We start from the raw sequence: 15,114 nt of genomic DNA, 5'->3' as shown, positions 1-15,114 counted from the left end.
CAGCCGAACTCATCCTTATGTTCGATGATCTCCTTGGTCGATACACCATTCTGCAAGGCCATGAAGGTCGAGCGTTCCCGGTCAGAAGGAAGGGTATCGCACCAACGTTCTTCTGAAACGTAGCCTGGGGAATCCAGGTGGTATACGTTGCCGAATGGTACGGCATAATCGCGGACATGGTCCTCGAGGATATCTTCCTTCTCCGCATACCAGCTTTCGAGTTCATCTGCAGTTTTGATGTCTTTAAAGTCCATGCTCTTTTGCTCCTGTATTTTCAAATCTAGTCAGAGTGTTACTTTGATTCCTCGTCATGGATAGGGATACCTGCCTTCGGCTCCCACTCGGCATCCAGACGACCAGCGGCCGTCTTCGCCTTTGCCTGTTTGTCCGACAGCCGCCTGCCATGGGCGGGATTTTTTTTCTCGGTAAGGATGCTGGACTGTGGACCCACACCGGTGATGACGAAATCTTCCCCGTTGTTTTCCCTGCCGATCATGTCCACCAGCTCGTTTTCGTTGTAGCCGGAGAATGTGATCTGTTCGTCAATGGCAAGACCGTAGGTGTCCTCGATGCTGAAATTTGCCTCGACGAGCTCGGATGGATTGTCCTTCCAGTACATCTGGACAGGGATGACGGAGATCCAGGACTGATCGGGGTTTTTATGATCGTTGAGTTCGTATCCTGGGAAATTATCGGGACCGGCAGTCTCCTCATTCCCCTGCTTTGTAAAGTCGGGATCGGTCCAGATGATTTCTCCGTCTGGACCGATAAGCTCTGGATAGAGCTCGCGCACGTTCATGATTTCTTGCTCCTGCATGTACTCCTTGCGGGCCGGCACGATAAAGCAAGGAGCCAGGTCGTGTTCCTCGGCATCGCGGCAGGCACGGTCGATCCAGCCGAACTCATCCTTATGTTCGATGATCTCCTTGGTCGATACACCGTTCTGGATAGCCTGAAACGCGGTCTGTTCCTCTGCAGTTGGAAGGGTGTCGTTCCACCGCTCGAACGAAACATACCCGGAGCAGTCCAGATGGTACACGAAACCGAAGGGCACCATGTAGTCACGGGCGTGACGATCGAGGACCGCCTGCTTATCCGCATACCAGCTTTCGAGTTCATCTGCAGTCTTGATGTCTTTGTATTCCATAATCGGCTACTCCCTTTCCATATTCTTGCCATTGGGGATTTCCGTGTTTGGGCTGTCGAGATGAGCGGCGCTTATGGCACATGCATCGCGCTTGGCTTCTAGACCGCTCTTTGCAGGTTCCTGTTTCTCATCGCGAGTCGACGTGACGCTGACGGAACCGCAGAAAGGGTCGCTGAAGGCGCTGACATCTTGGGGGCTGTGGTACATTCCGCGCAGACCTTCCTTGGTCTCAGGGCCGCTGTAGTCATCCATGGCGATCCAGATACGGTTCATCGGGATTTCAAATGGTTTGTCGAGGTCGACCATCATATAACCCGCGCCGTAGACAGGATCGTGGATACCGATATACGGTTCGTATGTTCCCGGGGAGACGGTAAAAGCATGACCGGTATCGACTGTGTGTCCGCTCATATAGCGTGAGTCCATGCATGCCACGGCATCGAGGAAGACGGAAGAGGGGACTTTAGCCATAAGGGAAATAGTCGTCTCGTTTACCGCCGATGCCTCGAAAAGCTCGTCCCGCATGGTGCGTTCGAATTTAGTGGTCGGATAGTTCACCAGTTTCTCGACGGCGGTGCCCTGCGATGCGCACAGCTCATCGATGATTGTCGTACCGATATCCGCCGGACGTTCGTAAGCCACGTAGCTGGGCACTTTGCCATAATCTAAATTGTTCTCTGCGTCCTCGATAACCTCGAGGTTTTCTTCGCGCCAGTCGCATACGCTCTGGATCAGCCTGTATCCGTCCATGCTGTCGACCTTCTCAGTCAGAATGAGCGTCATATCGAACTGCATGGCATCAATCATCTGGTCGCATTGGAATCCATACTGGATATTGAATCTCTCGGAGACGTCCGCGTTCAGCGCATCGTGGTCCAACTCATACTCTCCAGGCACGAGGACCCCGCGGGCAAGGCCGGCAGATTCGATATATCCGGCAAATTTATTGAAGATTTCCGCGCACTGGGAGGAAAGGGCATCCAGATAGGCCCAGGATGTAGACAGCTCGTTGTCGAGTGCCATAGAGAGTGCCGACTTGAGGTCGGCCGGCATTATTTCGTCTTGATTTCACTCATATCGGTTCTCCTTTACCGGGCGATTTCATTCTGTCCGCAAACGGGCGCATTGCCGCCGATGTGCGCAAGCGACTCGATACAGGACGCCTTTTTGGCAGCGAGGCCGGCTTGGTCGGGAAGGACACTCTTGCGGCGCTCGGCGATATCGATGTCGGCGTTTGCACGGATAGTTTCAGATGCCATGTCGCAAGTGGAATCTTTCGGCAGGGCATCGATTGCAATGGCGAGGGCGATCAGGTAATTCGTGTCATGTTCATTGACCACCTCTCGGAATACCTGGTAAGGCAGTGATGCTGCCGTTCCGGGCATACCCTCGGCAAGTACATATCCGTCGGCGGTGTCTTCAAATTCGGGATGCATGGTGGAAGAGGAGATGCCCCATCCGCCGAGAACATCGCGTTCCCAGACCTCCGCGATGATATTCCATCCGCGGTCGTTGGCTGGATCGTCGATAGCGCGGCAGTAGAGGAATTTCGGCTGCATGTTCGGTTCTTTGACGATCCATGCGTAGGCATGGTGCACGATATCGTTGGCTGCGGCAGGGCAGAAGTAGTTCTGGAAGCGATCAGGGGTCTTCTTCGTTCCGGTTTGCATGTTACCCTCCGTTCCGGCGGCGTGTTTTGTAAGATTCTACCACTTTGGCTGCGTTTCGCCTATATATCGATGACGGATACGGCATGTCATCTGCAAAAGGTATCGTGTGGAAGGGCACGGGGGCTCACCGAAGCGGCGAGTCCCCGTGTTTGTGCCATCTATCTGTCCCGTAATGGCGAATCAGGTGCGTCCTGGTCATGGTTCAGATTCCTTGCCGCATCCGTGGCCGCTGCATGGCGTTCCGTGAGTCCCCGCGGATTGTGGGTTTGCACGAGGTCGTCCTTATGCAGGCGGACATCGCATTCCTTGACATATTTGAGAAACGTCGGATGCGTGATGCCGAGCTTCGTCGCGGCGGACCTTGCCGAGATGTCTCCGTTCTTATACTCGCTATAGAGGCGGTCGAATCCCTTGGGAAGGGGTTTCAATCCCCTTCCTCGGGTATCCTGTGCATTCGTGATCTTGTTCACATGATAGGAGAATGCCTGTTGGCTCAAGCCGGCGATCTCGGCGGCCTGGGCTTGGCTTAGGTCCCAGTTCTGATATCTGCCGAAGGCCTCTCGAAACCGTAAATCATATCCGTCCAGGGGATCGCTAAGTGACTCTTTCAGTTCCGTCTCGATATCGGCAGGCATATCGATAAGCTCACCGGTTTCATCACGTGAGAGGGCGACGATATTGCCGAAAATGAGAGAGAAGGGCTTACCGTCGTTTGTCCCAACGATCAGGCTCTTTTCAGACAGGAAGCCCGAGTCATCCATGAAGGCATCGGGGTTGATGGCGCGGTTTGGCAGCAAACTGTCTGCACCGGCGGCATTTACATAGATATCCACATCGGCGAACGTGGCGCCGAGTTCGTCATATTCGCCCTGGACTGCCTCGCGAATGTCTCGATACGGTCTGTCCCTGTCGGCGAGAAAGGCCTGTGCCTCCCCACCGACAGGGAACATCAGGCCTTTGACTTTATTGGATTCCATCGTTTCACCGCCTTACTACTTTAAAACAATTCATACAGCTCTGGTTAGTGGCCGATTGGATACTCACGGTCGAATGGACGCAAATTGCCGATATCGCTACCGCTGTCGTCGTGGTTGCCCTCGTCCTGGCTGAGTACTAATGAACTCTCCCTGGCTTCTGTAGCGACTTCGGCGAGAGACTTCGTAGATTTCTCATGCTTGTCGCCGGCGGCGGGCTCATTCTGAAGCTGATATCGTTCCGGTTCGATATCGTACTTAATGTGGATATACTCTTTGAAACCGGTGGACGGGTCCGCAAAGGTCTCTTTCAGCTCATCGATCGTCTCCTGAGGAAGGCTTGCGATTTCGCCTTCCTCGTCGACACCGAAGGCGACGAAATCACCGCAGATCAGCGAATAGAGCTCCCCCTCCTTGACCGGATGGTCGAACGTCAGCTGATCGAGATATCCGACTTCCTCCATATGCTTCGTCGCATAGATGGCGCGATTGGGCTTGCTGCCGTTGATTAAACCTTCTTCATTGACCCACAGGTCAACCCCATTACCAAGGACGCTCAGTACATCAACATTGCCGTTGACAAAGTTCTGCAGTTCGGCCAGTGAGTTATTCTTATCGATCCAAACCTCAATCGGCTTCGATCCGACAGAGATTAAAAGGCCGTGAGCTTGCATTTCATTCATACGGGGTACCTCCTTGCGTCTTGATGCTTGGTAAGATTCTACCATTCGATACCGGAAAAGGGCACCTCGGTCGGGTGCCCTGTTTTTTCTTTCAAATTCGCAAGCGCTTGCGAATTTCATCTAGTTCACGGTCACCGTTTCATCCCAGGCTTCCTTGACCACTTTCGCATCGTAGTGGTACCACGGATGGCCGGTTGATTTCTTGTGGCCTTCGATATCATCGGTGATATCCGCCCCGCATGTGTCGCAGATCGCGATCCTAATCGTCTCTGCGGGATGATGGATAGTCATCGTTTTAGTCTGGCTGGACGTTGAAGCAGAAGAGGGCTGTCCGTTGCCAGAAGATGGAGAGGAAGCGCCACTATCCGTGCCGGCAGAAAAATTTTCTGCCTGATTGTTCTGATTTTGACCGTCAGAAGAAGCGTCCTGGTTTTGCGAAGCCCCGTCTGCCGGAGTCACTTCGGCATTATCTTCAGACTTGCTGCTCTCAGCAGTCTTATTGACATGTTTGGCTAAAAAGGCGAAAGCTGACACCTTTTTCCCGTCACCTTTGACGGTGAAACTGGTGCTTTTTGCTGGTTTATCATAACCGTCCGGTGCCGACTCAACGGTCAGCAAATACTTGCCTTTCGGCAGAGTACAGATCTTGACTTCGTCGTTGACTGCAACGGAAATATCTTTGACAACAATCTTTCCGTTCTTACCCTTTTCGGAAACCGAAACGGAAGCCTTAGAATCCTCAGCAGCTCCGTCAGCTGTCACCATGACGGAGACAGCACTCTTTTCAGTGGATTTTTTCTTCTTTGCATTCTCAGTCGAGGTCTCTTTCTTCTGAGTTTGCGTTTGTTCTTTCTTTGTGTCTAAGCCGTTTCCTTTATTACTCGAAAAAACGGTAAAAGCAGTCACGCCGCCGAGGAACAGCACCAGAATGACGCCGAAGACAACCACGACAGCAATGAGCTTTTTTCGCTTCTCGCCATCGTTTTGTTCTTCGATATAATCCTCATGGTCTTCATCAGGGTGAATTGTCTCAAGGTTTCCCCACCAAGACCCTTGTTGTCTTTCATCATCCATGGCACTGCACCTCCTTAATAAATGTTTTCACCTAATACTAACCACCGAGAATATCGCGGGCAATGGTTCCAGATTTAATGATAATCAGTGTCATAGCCAAAACAGCGCATAATGATCCCCACATTTCTCCCTTAATTCCCGTGATCTCTCCACCGCTGAAACCTGACAGCAACGACGGAAACGCGCTTAAAGCCAAGATGATAACTGCTCCGGAGAGACAAATTCCTAGGTAGTTCTTGCAAAAGCTAATACCATAATTCTTTGTTTCATCAAAGCCAAGCAACGCAAATGGAATAGGCGAAAAGGCTGTGAAGACGTAAAGCTGGATTGCCCTCATGTAGCACATGACAGATACAGCCCCCTTTACCACAAAACTTGCAAGCAGCATTGCGAGGGAGGTAACGAAAAGACTTCCCGCTGCTCCTGGGCTATCCCCAACTTTTTCCGAAACGGTAATAGCATCTAATGAGTCAATCTTGACTTGGCTGATACCATTAACAATATCGTTAAAAGTATCGTATGCTGCCGCACATATATCCACCGAATTTTTAATTAGCCAAATGAAAATCGTTGCATAGACGATTAGAAAAACAATGTCCTTAATAGCCGGAAGTGTTGCTGAACCATCAATTCTTTGAGAGATTTTTATCAATTGAATCAGCATTACCAAACTCAAAATTGATGCTGCCACCGGGACCACAAAGTTCTTATGTACAGTGGTGACAGTTGTATAAAATCCTCCTGTTTTTTTGCCTAGAAGGTTGGAAAAGCTTTTCCCTAGAATGGATTTTGTCGATGTTGTCTTTATATTGTTGATTGAAAGGTTGATCAGACTTTCAGACCAACCTGCGAGGAATGGTGCGGCTCCATGCGCAATGGCGTCTCCTGCATCAGAAAGACGATCACCAACCCATCCGGAAACAGAACCCCAAATATCGAAACCGGAGTCATCTGTACTATCTGCAGCGAGAGCAGGCTGAGGAAACGCTAATGCAATAAGAAGAGGGAGAATTATGAGAATCTTAGCTAGTCTTTTTGCAAGACATAGGCTCCCGTTTTTAGTTTTACTGGGTTTATTGTCTTCAAGCTCGTTCATTTTTCCTCCTTTACATCAATTCGCATTCTTGATTACTCAAATGGTAGATCACGGTTATTCCCGTAAGCTGTTGCTCGTCTGAATCCTCCAAAGAAAAGTCGAGACGATACTCGTTAGCATTGAAATCTGCAGTCAGGATCCCGTTGCAGCTCGCTTTTACAGCCGTCGGATAGAAGAGCGCACACTGCTCACGCACATAATCTTCAATGGTATCCTTCGCATTTCCTAGGATTTCACTCAAACCATCATCGATACCGTCGATATCAAAGGAACCCGCTGCTTGTGTTCGCGTATATTCCTCATTGGTTCCATTGTTTTCCACGTCGATAGACATCTTGAAATACGTGCCGTCATCGTTTTTGTCGACGGTCAGGACATGCGTTTTGTCATCGTCTGATTCATAGGCACAGTTATAGCGAGTAAGGTTCACCATCTCGCCGACATCGACTTTTTCAGTCGATAGACCCTTGATGATAAAAGGCTTTTCAACCTTGTTCGGATTGGCTTCCGGGTCGGCGATGATTATGGATGATTCGGTAAAATAAAGCGTACGTCCGGTGCCACTGTAGGTTGCCCAGATATTGGAAGAGAGTAGAGCGGAGAACTGTGCAGTCGACTGGTCATATTTATCGACAATCTTCTGCTGTGCTTTTGTCAACGTGACAGAACTTTTTTTAATCTGCTTCTTGCGCTCCTTTTTCTTTGCCTTTTGCTCTTGTTTTTGCTGTTCTTGGGTTTGAACAGAGGTTGTATATACACCGATTCCAATCGAGATAGCGCAGAAAATGGCAATTAAAAGTACCGCAACTTTCACGATTCCCTTATGGTCTGTTATTAAAAACCAAATGTCTCGCATGCTTTTATTCCTTTCCTTTTATTTAGATAGATCGACGCCGCCAAGCCATCCCCATTTACATCCTGTCCCTTTTCCATAAAAGCCGACAAATTCTTGAAGGCTCTTGATGGTAATAGGCCCCTCGTTGCTGATGACCTTATTATCGCCGATATAGATTCCGACATGCCCATAAAGACGACCCGCGTCGCCTGTTCCGGGATGTGACACGTCAGCGATAATCATCCCAACTTTTAAATCGCGAACGTTGGTGCTGGTGCAGTAAGCACGACACATGTCGCAAGCGTTTCCCCCAAAGTAACCGATGCCGGCGTTTTGAAAGACGTTTGTGACCCAGGCGGCACACCATCCCTGTCCTGGCGACGTAGTCGTATTTGCGGCATTGACTACATCTTTTTGCCTTCGGGTGGCTTTTTTTAAATCCTGGCCATTTCCGTCAATACCGTTAGTTCCATTACTGGTTCCCAGTGCATCGTAGATACGCTGTGCCTGTGCTAAACGATTCGCATCGGCCGCTTCACTCTCCCCGCAGCGCTCGAACTGGCTTCTGAAAAGATAGACACATTGTTTGAGATCGGACTGTGCACAAAAAACCTTATACTTTGCTTTATTCCAACCCGAACACGATTCAGCGAATTCATCCCAGAACCAGTCGAGCTGAACGGAAAGATCGGACATATCCTTCCCCTTTTGCTTGGCAAGGTTTTCCAATCCGGTCTTACGGCCGCCGAGCCATTGGCAGATACCATATGCTCCCGATGAGGGGTTAATTGCAGTAGGACGGCAACCAGACTCCTGAAACATATTGCCCATGATTGCGGCAATATGGGTACGATCGACACCTTTGTCGATTAGATATTGTGCAATTGTGGCTTCATCACCAGTGAGCGATCCTACAGTTGTTGCTTTGGTTCCGGATATCGTACCGAAAATTAAGAAAAAAATCGGAACAAAGACTACTAATAATAAGGGAAGGATTCCAAGAAAACCTAAAAATAGACCGATAGCAGAACTGATACTAGAAAGAGCGAGCCGAATGTCCCAATAGATTACAGACATCGCGTTCTTAACGGTGCTTACGATTCCACTGCTCGTGGAAACGGAACGGTAGGCAGCCGAACGCATGTATTTGTACATCTGCTGGTTGAACTTGTTGCCGGCGCCGGCAGTAAACCGTTTTCTCGAAAGGGCTTTAATTCGCGCGGTTGAGCGTTTTAGCATCTTCCAAGATTTACGGGTGTTGCTGACTGCACCTTTTGCAGAGCTGACAGTCGCTTTGCTTAATCCTTTTGCTTCTTGATAAAGGTTGTCCACATCCTCAAGTTCGGAATCCTTGATGGCAGCACGCTTTGCAGCTCGAAAACCGTCCTTGGCAGCTTTCTTCGCGCCCTTCGCTAGATTCTTTCCGGAACGGGATTTCGTTCCGGAAAGGTCGATATCCTCGCCGTTAAGCCCTGCTTTAAAGGCCTTGGCCGTTGTTTTTGCCGTGTCAACGGTATCTTTCACAAGGTCAGAACCGGCACGCGCGGCGTTTACGGATCCTTTTACAGCCGATTTGCCAGCCTGGTACATCTTATCGACATCACCGAGTTCAGTGCCGCCGATAACCATGTTTTTGGCAATTGCAGCGGCGGAGCCGACAAGACCGGTGTTGACTGCATTCGTCGATTCTGTGCCAACAAGGGAACTCTGACCAGCTCCTCTTGCAGAATCACCTGTGACGAAATCGTCTGCTCTCATCTTGTCAGCTCCTTTCCTTTTCAGCTAATTTTATCCAAGGCGGGATTTTTCGCGTGCTGCAAATTCCTGCATGCGCTTCTTGTCGGCTGCCTCATTCGGGTTCGTCGAGAAGAGATCATAGAGTACGTTACCGGACGGGAACTTACCGCGAATCGGGACACGCGCACCGCCGGCGATAAGCAAACCATCGCCCGGCTCGACAGATTCGTCGATGAACTCCTCCTCTTGTTCGGAAAGACCGAGCAGGCGTACCCATTCGGCGCGGTCGAGCGGTGACTGTTTAAGCAGGAGCAGGAAGTCGGAATTCAGGACAAGATTTTGAGCGGCTTTGTTCTTCAACATTGCGACGGCGTTCTGACTGATACATGTCAGCAAAAGTCCGAATTTTCGGCCCTCGTTCGAGAAGCGGGAGAAGTAGTTCAGAACAGTCGGATAGGCGAAGAGTGACTGCACCTCCTCGACATACAGCCATGTACGCACTCCGCGTTTCGCATTGAAGTACATGCGGTTACGAACCGCCTCGCAGACGTTGATCAGGCCGAAGACGAGCATCGAGTCCGGCAGGTCCTTCAAATTGAAATCCACGATACGAGACTTGAAGTCGACGTTGCTCTGATGGTTGAAGAAGGACTGGGTGCCCGTCACGAAACGCTCGTAACGCAATGCGATGGTCTTTGCTTCCGGCTCAGGTTGTTCAAGCAGCTTATTGTAGAAGTCTTCAAGGAGGGGCGGCTGGTCGCCGCGTTGACGCGCGTCGAAGAAAGCCTCCTGTACACAACGCGTGATGATCGACTGGTCTTCCTCTCCAAGGTCTCGTCCTGCTTCGGCGGCGGAGGCGCCGGCCTGTGCAAGCATGGCATCGATCTTGAAGGCAAGCTGGGCATCAGGGCTGAGGCTTTCGACGGAAACGGTATCGAACGGGTTCAGATAGGTATCCGAATCGACGGCGAAGTTGTATGTTACGCCACCGTAGCGACTTGAGATACCGGTATACTCTCCAGCACGGTCGATAATGTAGATTTCATCTGTCGGGTTGCTGAGAATCGTACCGGTCATCTCGGTCTTTACAGACATGCCCTTGCCGCTACCTGTCTTGCCGCAAACAAAACCCATCGGTGATGCGAGGAGCTTGCGGTTACAGAAAATCAGGTTAGAAGAGTGCTTGTTCTGACCGTAATAGTTGCCTCCCTTATCATCCAGTTCCATTGTTGCAAATGGCATGAGGATGGAGACCTCGGCAGTTGTGGACATGCGGGAAATCTCGCAGTGGTTGTGACCTAACGGCAAGATAGAGTTGAAACCTTGGCGCTGGCGGTATTCATAGGTACTTACCTCGATAGAGTTTTGGCGGGCGGCAGAGATGATGGAAAGCACCTGGTTATCCAGTTGCTTCTTAGTCGGTGCGTATGTATAGAAAAGCCCCGTGAAAACATAAAGACGTTGATTTTTGTTCTGAAGATTATCGATGACGTCTTCGGTCTCCTCTTTAGAGTACTTGAGCTCCTGCGGAAGGATTGAAAAGTCATAGCCTTTCTGAACTGCAGAGCGCTGTTCCTCGATGATCTCCTTATCAATCCAGGCCAAACGCTGTCGCGTGAAAGCGACGGCAGCCGCTTTATCCATAGGCTGTGCGAACCAAGTGACGTTAAGCGGAATCGGGAGCTCGGTGATATCGGAAAGCGCCTGGTCGGTTAGTTCCGAACCAAGCTTCTTGATAACAAGAACCTGACCCCACATATCACCCGTCTTGAAGCAGTCGGCAAGTCCCTCCGGCTTGAAATCGAGTGTCGTCGGTGCGATACAATCCTTTGTCGTCTGCACCATTCTGGCGGAGATATCCCGTCGATAATCGAAATTAAACGGCTTGAGCGGGTTGAGCTGGCTATTCAGAAGTGCCAGTCGTTCCGCACCGTCGAGTACACGGCTCTTTGAACCGATGGATGTGAGAATCTGCGAGATCTGATTTTCGATACGGGTAAGTTTCGGAACGGCATCGTCCACCGTGGCGGCGGAAACTGAAAAGGTGATATACATCTTACGCCGGATGTTTGAAACACCCTGACGCATCTTCTCGTTCAAGATCTCATTGAAGACGGCGGCGTCGTTTGCAGCGTTTACATTCAGCTGGCTGCTCGGATTGAAGAACTTGCGATGACCGATCTGTTCCTTGAGAAGCGGGGTGTTGATGATATTGAATTGTACAAGCGTGTCTGCACCGAACTGGTCGTAGAGACGGCAGATCGACGTAAATACGGCTTTCTGGGCATCTTCGCGCACAGAATGGTAAGAAGTGTCCTCGAAACAGATGCAGGAGGAGAACATTCCCTCCTCGACCTCACATATACCGTCTTTATACATGCGGTTGTATCCGATGAATGAAGTGACATCTTTTGCGGTTTTTCGCTTGTAGCGAGCAAATTCATTCTTTTTCGAGAGCTCCTTATCACGCTCTTTTAGTTGTTTCTGAATGGACTTATTGCTCTTTGCGTTCGCCTTGAGCTTGGCATTCGTCTCCTTTTGGAGTTTTTTCATCTCCTTAGCCTTGGCTTTTCTTTCTTTACGGGAAAGCTTTTTCCGTGGCTGTTTATCGAGCATATCGCCGGCAATCCCGCTCAGCGCATCCATATCGACATCAGAGGAATCTTCGACATCGTAGGTATGCGGATAGTTCGTCGGGGTGGCGAATTGCCCATAATCAACAGGAGTTTGTTCCGGTTCCATCTCAGGTACAGCATATGCAGTCTGAGGATTGGCTTGATAGGTATTTGCAGATTGTTGAGGTTGCACGGCCTGTTGGGCAGATGCGGTCACCGGAACGTTGCTTTCATAATCCTTGCGGGCGGCAGCAATCAGTTCGGTTGCCGTGGCGGCGTCGATTTCGCCGGCGGCAACCTTAGCCATGATAAAATTGATTGTATCGTTAATAGATGACTCGACCTGCCCTTGGGCTGTAGGCTTCGAGCCCGTTTGTCCCATCAAGGAACTTTCTGGTTGAGTTGTCATAAAGCTTTCCTTTCCTGCTTTGCGTGATCTCATCCGGCGTTTTCACGAACCCGCTCTTAAACATTGACGGTTTGTAAAAAAGTCGATTATCGGAGAGCTGGTGCTGTAGCCAAAGGAGAGCAAATTGCTCGAATGGCAGCCCGTGAGGCTTCCAAAAGCCACAGCACCAACAGGGCAGTGAAACCGCATAGATGAACTCAAGGTGATCGGTCGGATCGATCTTCAAAACGAGATTCATATAAACGGCGACAGAAATGGAAAGCCCTAATGCGACAGTGATTGAGATAAGGGTACGGCCGGTAAGCTTACCGATGACTTTCGGTTGATATTCGGCGATATCCTTATGAATTGCAACGCTAAGCATCGGGCATTTCCTCCTTTAGCCGGCGAAACTGGTGTCCAGGCTGCCGAGAAAAACGGAGGCTGCGATGACGATACCTCCGCCGACGATCATGGCGATGGCGCCGGCGAGCTGGCCGCCACCGCCTTGCATACCGTCTTTAATTGTCATACCGAGATTGACAAGACCGAAAACGATGAGGACGCCGCCGAGAAAGGTGACACCTCCGGAGATTTTGGTCATGATTTGAGAGAGCATACGCTAAATTCCTTTCTTTAAATATTCTTAGATTTCATGAGCTTAATGCCCGGTGTAGCCATACAGCGCCATTGCTGCCGCGACTGTAAAACCAGCTGCGATCATTGCAATGGCTTTAACGATTTCAGGCTGGCGCCTTCCACCGCTTGCCAACGAGATGCCGAGATAGATTAGGCCGGCAATGCCAAAAGCAGTACCGGCGAAACCTATCGGCTGGGCAAAAATCCTTATAAGTTTATCCACCCATTCAATTCCTTTCCTTTTTCCCGTGTCGGTTGCACTGGTTCAGTGTATACCAAACGCGTGAGTTATGACGCGTAGGTAGCGTCTTTTGTCCTAATTTCGTCCATGTATTCCAGGATATCGAACGGCTCATCATACAGACAGCGGTTTTTGACCTGACCCGGCTTGTTTCGACCGGGGTCGAGATAGATGTAGTTAGGGTGTTGCTCGACCGGGTATTTCAGATCTTTAAGCGGATTTGTACCGGCGATGAGCAGGATTGCCTCGCGGCGATTCATCTTGCCGATCTCAGCGGCGTCGATCAAGTCGCGACCTTGGATCTGAATGTTTTTCGAGCTGGAACCGGACTGTCCGCGCGTCTCGCCGAATGTCTTCTGGTTAATCGTCTGCTTGCCGATCATCTCGGAGATTTCCTTGTTGGTGGAATTCGACTTGCCACCTAGGAAGAGAGTGGTATCGCAACAATCGATAATCGTCTTTGCCTTTTTATCATAGCGGCTTTCCAGCTGTGCGACAGACTGGAGGATGATCGAGATGCCGATGTTACGAGAACGAGTAACGGCGATCGTCTGCTCGATATCGGGAATCGTGCCGATATTTGCAAACTCGTCGAAGATGAAATTGACCATGGTCGGCAATTTGCCGTTGTATTTCTCGAGCGCACGGCGGCACAAGATATCAATCGATTGCCACATCATGATTGCGTGCAGGAACGAGAAGGTTTTATCAGTATCCGACATGATGGCGAAGATAGCAGTGCGTTGCCCGGGATCTCCCATCTCGTCAAGATTCATCTCATCGTATTTCAACAGTTCGCGCACCTGCTCGATTCGCATCGGGGCCATGCGCACGTTGCAACTGATGATGATGGACTTCAGCGTCTTGCCGGCGGCTACTTTGAACATCTTATAGTTTGCCAATGCGAAATCCTGATCGGACGTCAATCCACCTTCACGTGCAGGAGACAGGCCGTCATTGTTGCGTTCCATGAGGCTTGACTGCCAAGTGAACTCGTCGGTCGTGTTCTCGCTGATTGCCATTCGGTCTGATTCCGCGTCGGCATAGGAGCTTGAGGTCGACGGGCCTTGGTAGAACGGGTTTCTTTCGTAAACTTTGCCCGTCTCGATCTCATCGAAGATCATGTCGAGCGGAGATTTGAAATTCTCATCGTTTTCCTTGGCTTCTGCCATGGAAAGAAGTGTCAACAACCCGTCCAACGAGTAATCTTCCGGTGGGAACCAGTCTCTCAGCAAGGCGATGAGCGCGGTATAGAGCAGACGTTCCGAATTTTCCCAGAACGGATCTCCGCCGGACTGTTTATCTCCATTGGTATTCGAGATCAGGCAGTTGACGAAAGAAAGGATATCTGCGTCTGTCTTAACGTATTTAAGCGGGTTGTAGTGCATCGATTTATTAAATTCAATGGTGTTGAACGCCCTGATGCGGTAACCGTTGTCCCTGAAAAGATATCCGCACTCTGGAAGGGATGTTCCTTTCGGATCGGTCAGAAAGTAGCTTGCATTAAGCTGCATGAGATTAGGTTTTACATAGTTACGGGTCTTGCCAGAGCCGGAACCGCCGATGACCATGACATTGAGGTTTCGGTCATGTTCGAGGTCGAACTTTGGTTTTTTCAGGGCAAGGCCATAATTTTTCGTGAAGAGAAGATTGTTGGACGGATCCGTTTGATCCTTGAAGGCGACTCCTTCTTTAAGGGTGCCCCATTTCGCAGAACCGGCTTCCTCTCCATAGCGATAGTTGCCGGCATACATGAATGTATAGAGCCAGACGATGAGAACCGTGATGGCGAGTCCGATTGCATACAGCATGGGAACGGATGCCGTTGAGATAGCGGCAGGCGCCGCGACGATCGAATTGACCGTCACGAGCGCCCCGTCGGTAATCTCCATGGTGTTGAAATCAAAGACTTGTCCGAACCGATTGCCGAAGTAGAAGGCAAGAACGGTCAACATTAGAACTACCACGACCTGAATTGGACCCGGAGTTTTCGATTTATTGGACGCCAAGGAGCA

15 protein-coding genes are annotated in these 15,114 nt (G+C 50.2%); all 15 read right to left on the bottom strand.

Annotated elements, in window-relative coordinates; all coding sequences use genetic code 11:
• Nucleotides 1-254: hypothetical protein (locus DW037_RS02605; RefSeq protein ID WP_147352004.1), on the bottom strand; the 254-nt coding region annotated here is incomplete at its 3' end.
• Nucleotides 255-292: 38 nt separating this feature from the next.
• Nucleotides 293-1,147, bottom strand: coding sequence for a hypothetical protein (locus DW037_RS02600; RefSeq protein ID WP_118372795.1), 855 nt, complete (start codon nucleotides 1,145-1,147; stop codon nucleotides 293-295).
• 6 nt (nucleotides 1,148-1,153) lie between these two features.
• Nucleotides 1,154-2,200, bottom strand: coding sequence for a hypothetical protein (locus DW037_RS02595; protein WP_118372794.1), 1,047 nt, complete (start codon nucleotides 2,198-2,200; stop codon nucleotides 1,154-1,156).
• A 35-nt stretch (nucleotides 2,201-2,235) separates the two neighbouring features.
• Nucleotides 2,236-2,817: a hypothetical protein gene (locus DW037_RS02590; RefSeq protein WP_118372793.1), complete on the bottom strand. Its 582-nt coding sequence runs from the start codon at nucleotides 2,815-2,817 to the stop codon at nucleotides 2,236-2,238.
• Nucleotides 2,818-2,975: 158 nt separating this feature from the next.
• A complete protein-coding gene (locus DW037_RS02585) occupies nucleotides 2,976-3,794 on the bottom strand; it encodes a hypothetical protein (RefSeq protein WP_118372792.1) in 819 nt (272 codons plus the stop codon).
• Between the two features lie 44 nt (nucleotides 3,795-3,838).
• Nucleotides 3,839-4,474: a DUF3846 domain-containing protein gene (locus DW037_RS02580; RefSeq protein WP_158571926.1), complete on the bottom strand. Its 636-nt coding sequence runs from the start codon at nucleotides 4,472-4,474 to the stop codon at nucleotides 3,839-3,841.
• A gap of 120 nt (nucleotides 4,475-4,594) precedes the next feature.
• Nucleotides 4,595-5,548: a prealbumin-like fold domain-containing protein gene (locus DW037_RS02575; RefSeq protein WP_118372790.1), complete on the bottom strand. Its 954-nt coding sequence runs from the start codon at nucleotides 5,546-5,548 to the stop codon at nucleotides 4,595-4,597.
• Between the two features lie 37 nt (nucleotides 5,549-5,585).
• Nucleotides 5,586-6,644 (bottom strand): type IV secretion system protein, encoded by a 1,059-nt coding sequence (locus tag DW037_RS02570; RefSeq protein ID WP_118199825.1) that lies wholly within the window; start codon nucleotides 6,642-6,644, stop codon nucleotides 5,586-5,588.
• A gap of 10 nt (nucleotides 6,645-6,654) precedes the next feature.
• Nucleotides 6,655-7,500, bottom strand: a complete 846-nt coding sequence (locus DW037_RS02565) for a hypothetical protein (protein WP_118199826.1) — start codon at nucleotides 7,498-7,500, stop codon at nucleotides 6,655-6,657.
• 18 nt (nucleotides 7,501-7,518) lie between these two features.
• Nucleotides 7,519-9,237, bottom strand: a complete 1,719-nt coding sequence (locus tag DW037_RS10665) for a phage tail tip lysozyme (RefSeq protein WP_118372789.1) — start codon at nucleotides 9,235-9,237, stop codon at nucleotides 7,519-7,521.
• A gap of 30 nt (nucleotides 9,238-9,267) precedes the next feature.
• Nucleotides 9,268-12,240, bottom strand: coding sequence for a VirB4-like conjugal transfer ATPase, CD1110 family (locus DW037_RS02555; RefSeq protein ID WP_199578292.1), 2,973 nt, complete (start codon nucleotides 12,238-12,240; stop codon nucleotides 9,268-9,270).
• Nucleotides 12,158-12,604 (bottom strand): PrgI family protein, encoded by a 447-nt coding sequence (locus tag DW037_RS02550; protein ID WP_118372788.1) that lies wholly within the window; start codon nucleotides 12,602-12,604, stop codon nucleotides 12,158-12,160. Before DW037_RS02550 ends, DW037_RS02555 begins: the two co-directional genes overlap by 83 nt.
• 15 nt (nucleotides 12,605-12,619) lie before the next feature.
• The gene (locus DW037_RS02545) at nucleotides 12,620-12,838 is read right to left on the bottom strand and encodes a hypothetical protein (protein WP_118218913.1); all 219 of its coding nucleotides are present in this window, start codon (nucleotides 12,836-12,838) and stop codon (nucleotides 12,620-12,622) included.
• A 42-nt stretch (nucleotides 12,839-12,880) separates the two neighbouring features.
• On the bottom strand, nucleotides 12,881-13,081 hold the full coding sequence (locus tag DW037_RS02540; RefSeq protein WP_118199847.1) for a hypothetical protein: 201 nt from the start codon (nucleotides 13,079-13,081) through the stop codon (nucleotides 12,881-12,883).
• Nucleotides 13,082-13,146: 65 nt separating this feature from the next.
• Nucleotides 13,147-15,108 carry a VirD4-like conjugal transfer protein, CD1115 family gene (locus DW037_RS02535; protein ID WP_118218911.1) on the bottom strand — a complete coding sequence of 654 codons (1,962 nt, stop codon included), beginning with the start codon at nucleotides 15,106-15,108 and terminating at the stop codon, nucleotides 13,147-13,149.
• Nucleotides 15,109-15,114: the final 6 nt, after the last annotated feature.

The sequence above is a fragment of the Collinsella sp. AF39-11AT genome (assembly GCF_003474585.1).
In the GTDB taxonomy this organism is placed as follows: Bacteria; Actinomycetota; Coriobacteriia; order Coriobacteriales; family Coriobacteriaceae; genus Collinsella.
Note: the sequence above shows the minus strand (reverse complement) of the source record. Positions and strands in the feature narration are given on the sequence as shown.

Bases quoted from the DNA above. Each gene is read 5' to 3' on its own strand.
- DW037_RS02600 (WP_118372795.1), bottom strand. From the start codon at position 1,147: ATGGAATACAAAGACATCAAGACTGCAGATGAACTCGAAAGCTGGTAT.
- DW037_RS02595 (WP_118372794.1), bottom strand. From the start codon at position 2,200: ATGCCGGCCGACCTCAAGTCGGCACTCTCTATGGCACTCGACAACGAG.
- DW037_RS02590 (WP_118372793.1), bottom strand. From the start codon at position 2,817: ATGCAAACCGGAACGAAGAAGACCCCTGATCGCTTCCAGAACTACTTC.
- DW037_RS02585 (WP_118372792.1), bottom strand. From the start codon at position 3,794: ATGGAATCCAATAAAGTCAAAGGCCTGATGTTCCCTGTCGGTGGGGAG.
- DW037_RS02580 (WP_158571926.1), bottom strand. From the start codon at position 4,474: ATGAATGAAATGCAAGCTCACGGCCTTTTAATCTCTGTCGGATCGAAG.
- DW037_RS02575 (WP_118372790.1), bottom strand. From the start codon at position 5,548: ATGGATGATGAAAGACAACAAGGGTCTTGGTGGGGAAACCTTGAGACA.
- DW037_RS02570 (WP_118199825.1), bottom strand. From the start codon at position 6,644: ATGAACGAGCTTGAAGACAATAAACCCAGTAAAACTAAAAACGGGAGC.
- DW037_RS02565 (WP_118199826.1), bottom strand. From the start codon at position 7,500: ATGCGAGACATTTGGTTTTTAATAACAGACCATAAGGGAATCGTGAAA.
- DW037_RS10665 (WP_118372789.1), bottom strand. From the start codon at position 9,237: ATGAGAGCAGACGATTTCGTCACAGGTGATTCTGCAAGAGGAGCTGGT.
- DW037_RS02555 (WP_199578292.1), bottom strand. From the start codon at position 12,240: ATGACAACTCAACCAGAAAGTTCCTTGATGGGACAAACGGGCTCGAAG.
- DW037_RS02550 (WP_118372788.1), bottom strand. From the start codon at position 12,604: ATGCTTAGCGTTGCAATTCATAAGGATATCGCCGAATATCAACCGAAA.
- DW037_RS02545 (WP_118218913.1), bottom strand. From the start codon at position 12,838: ATGCTCTCTCAAATCATGACCAAAATCTCCGGAGGTGTCACCTTTCTC.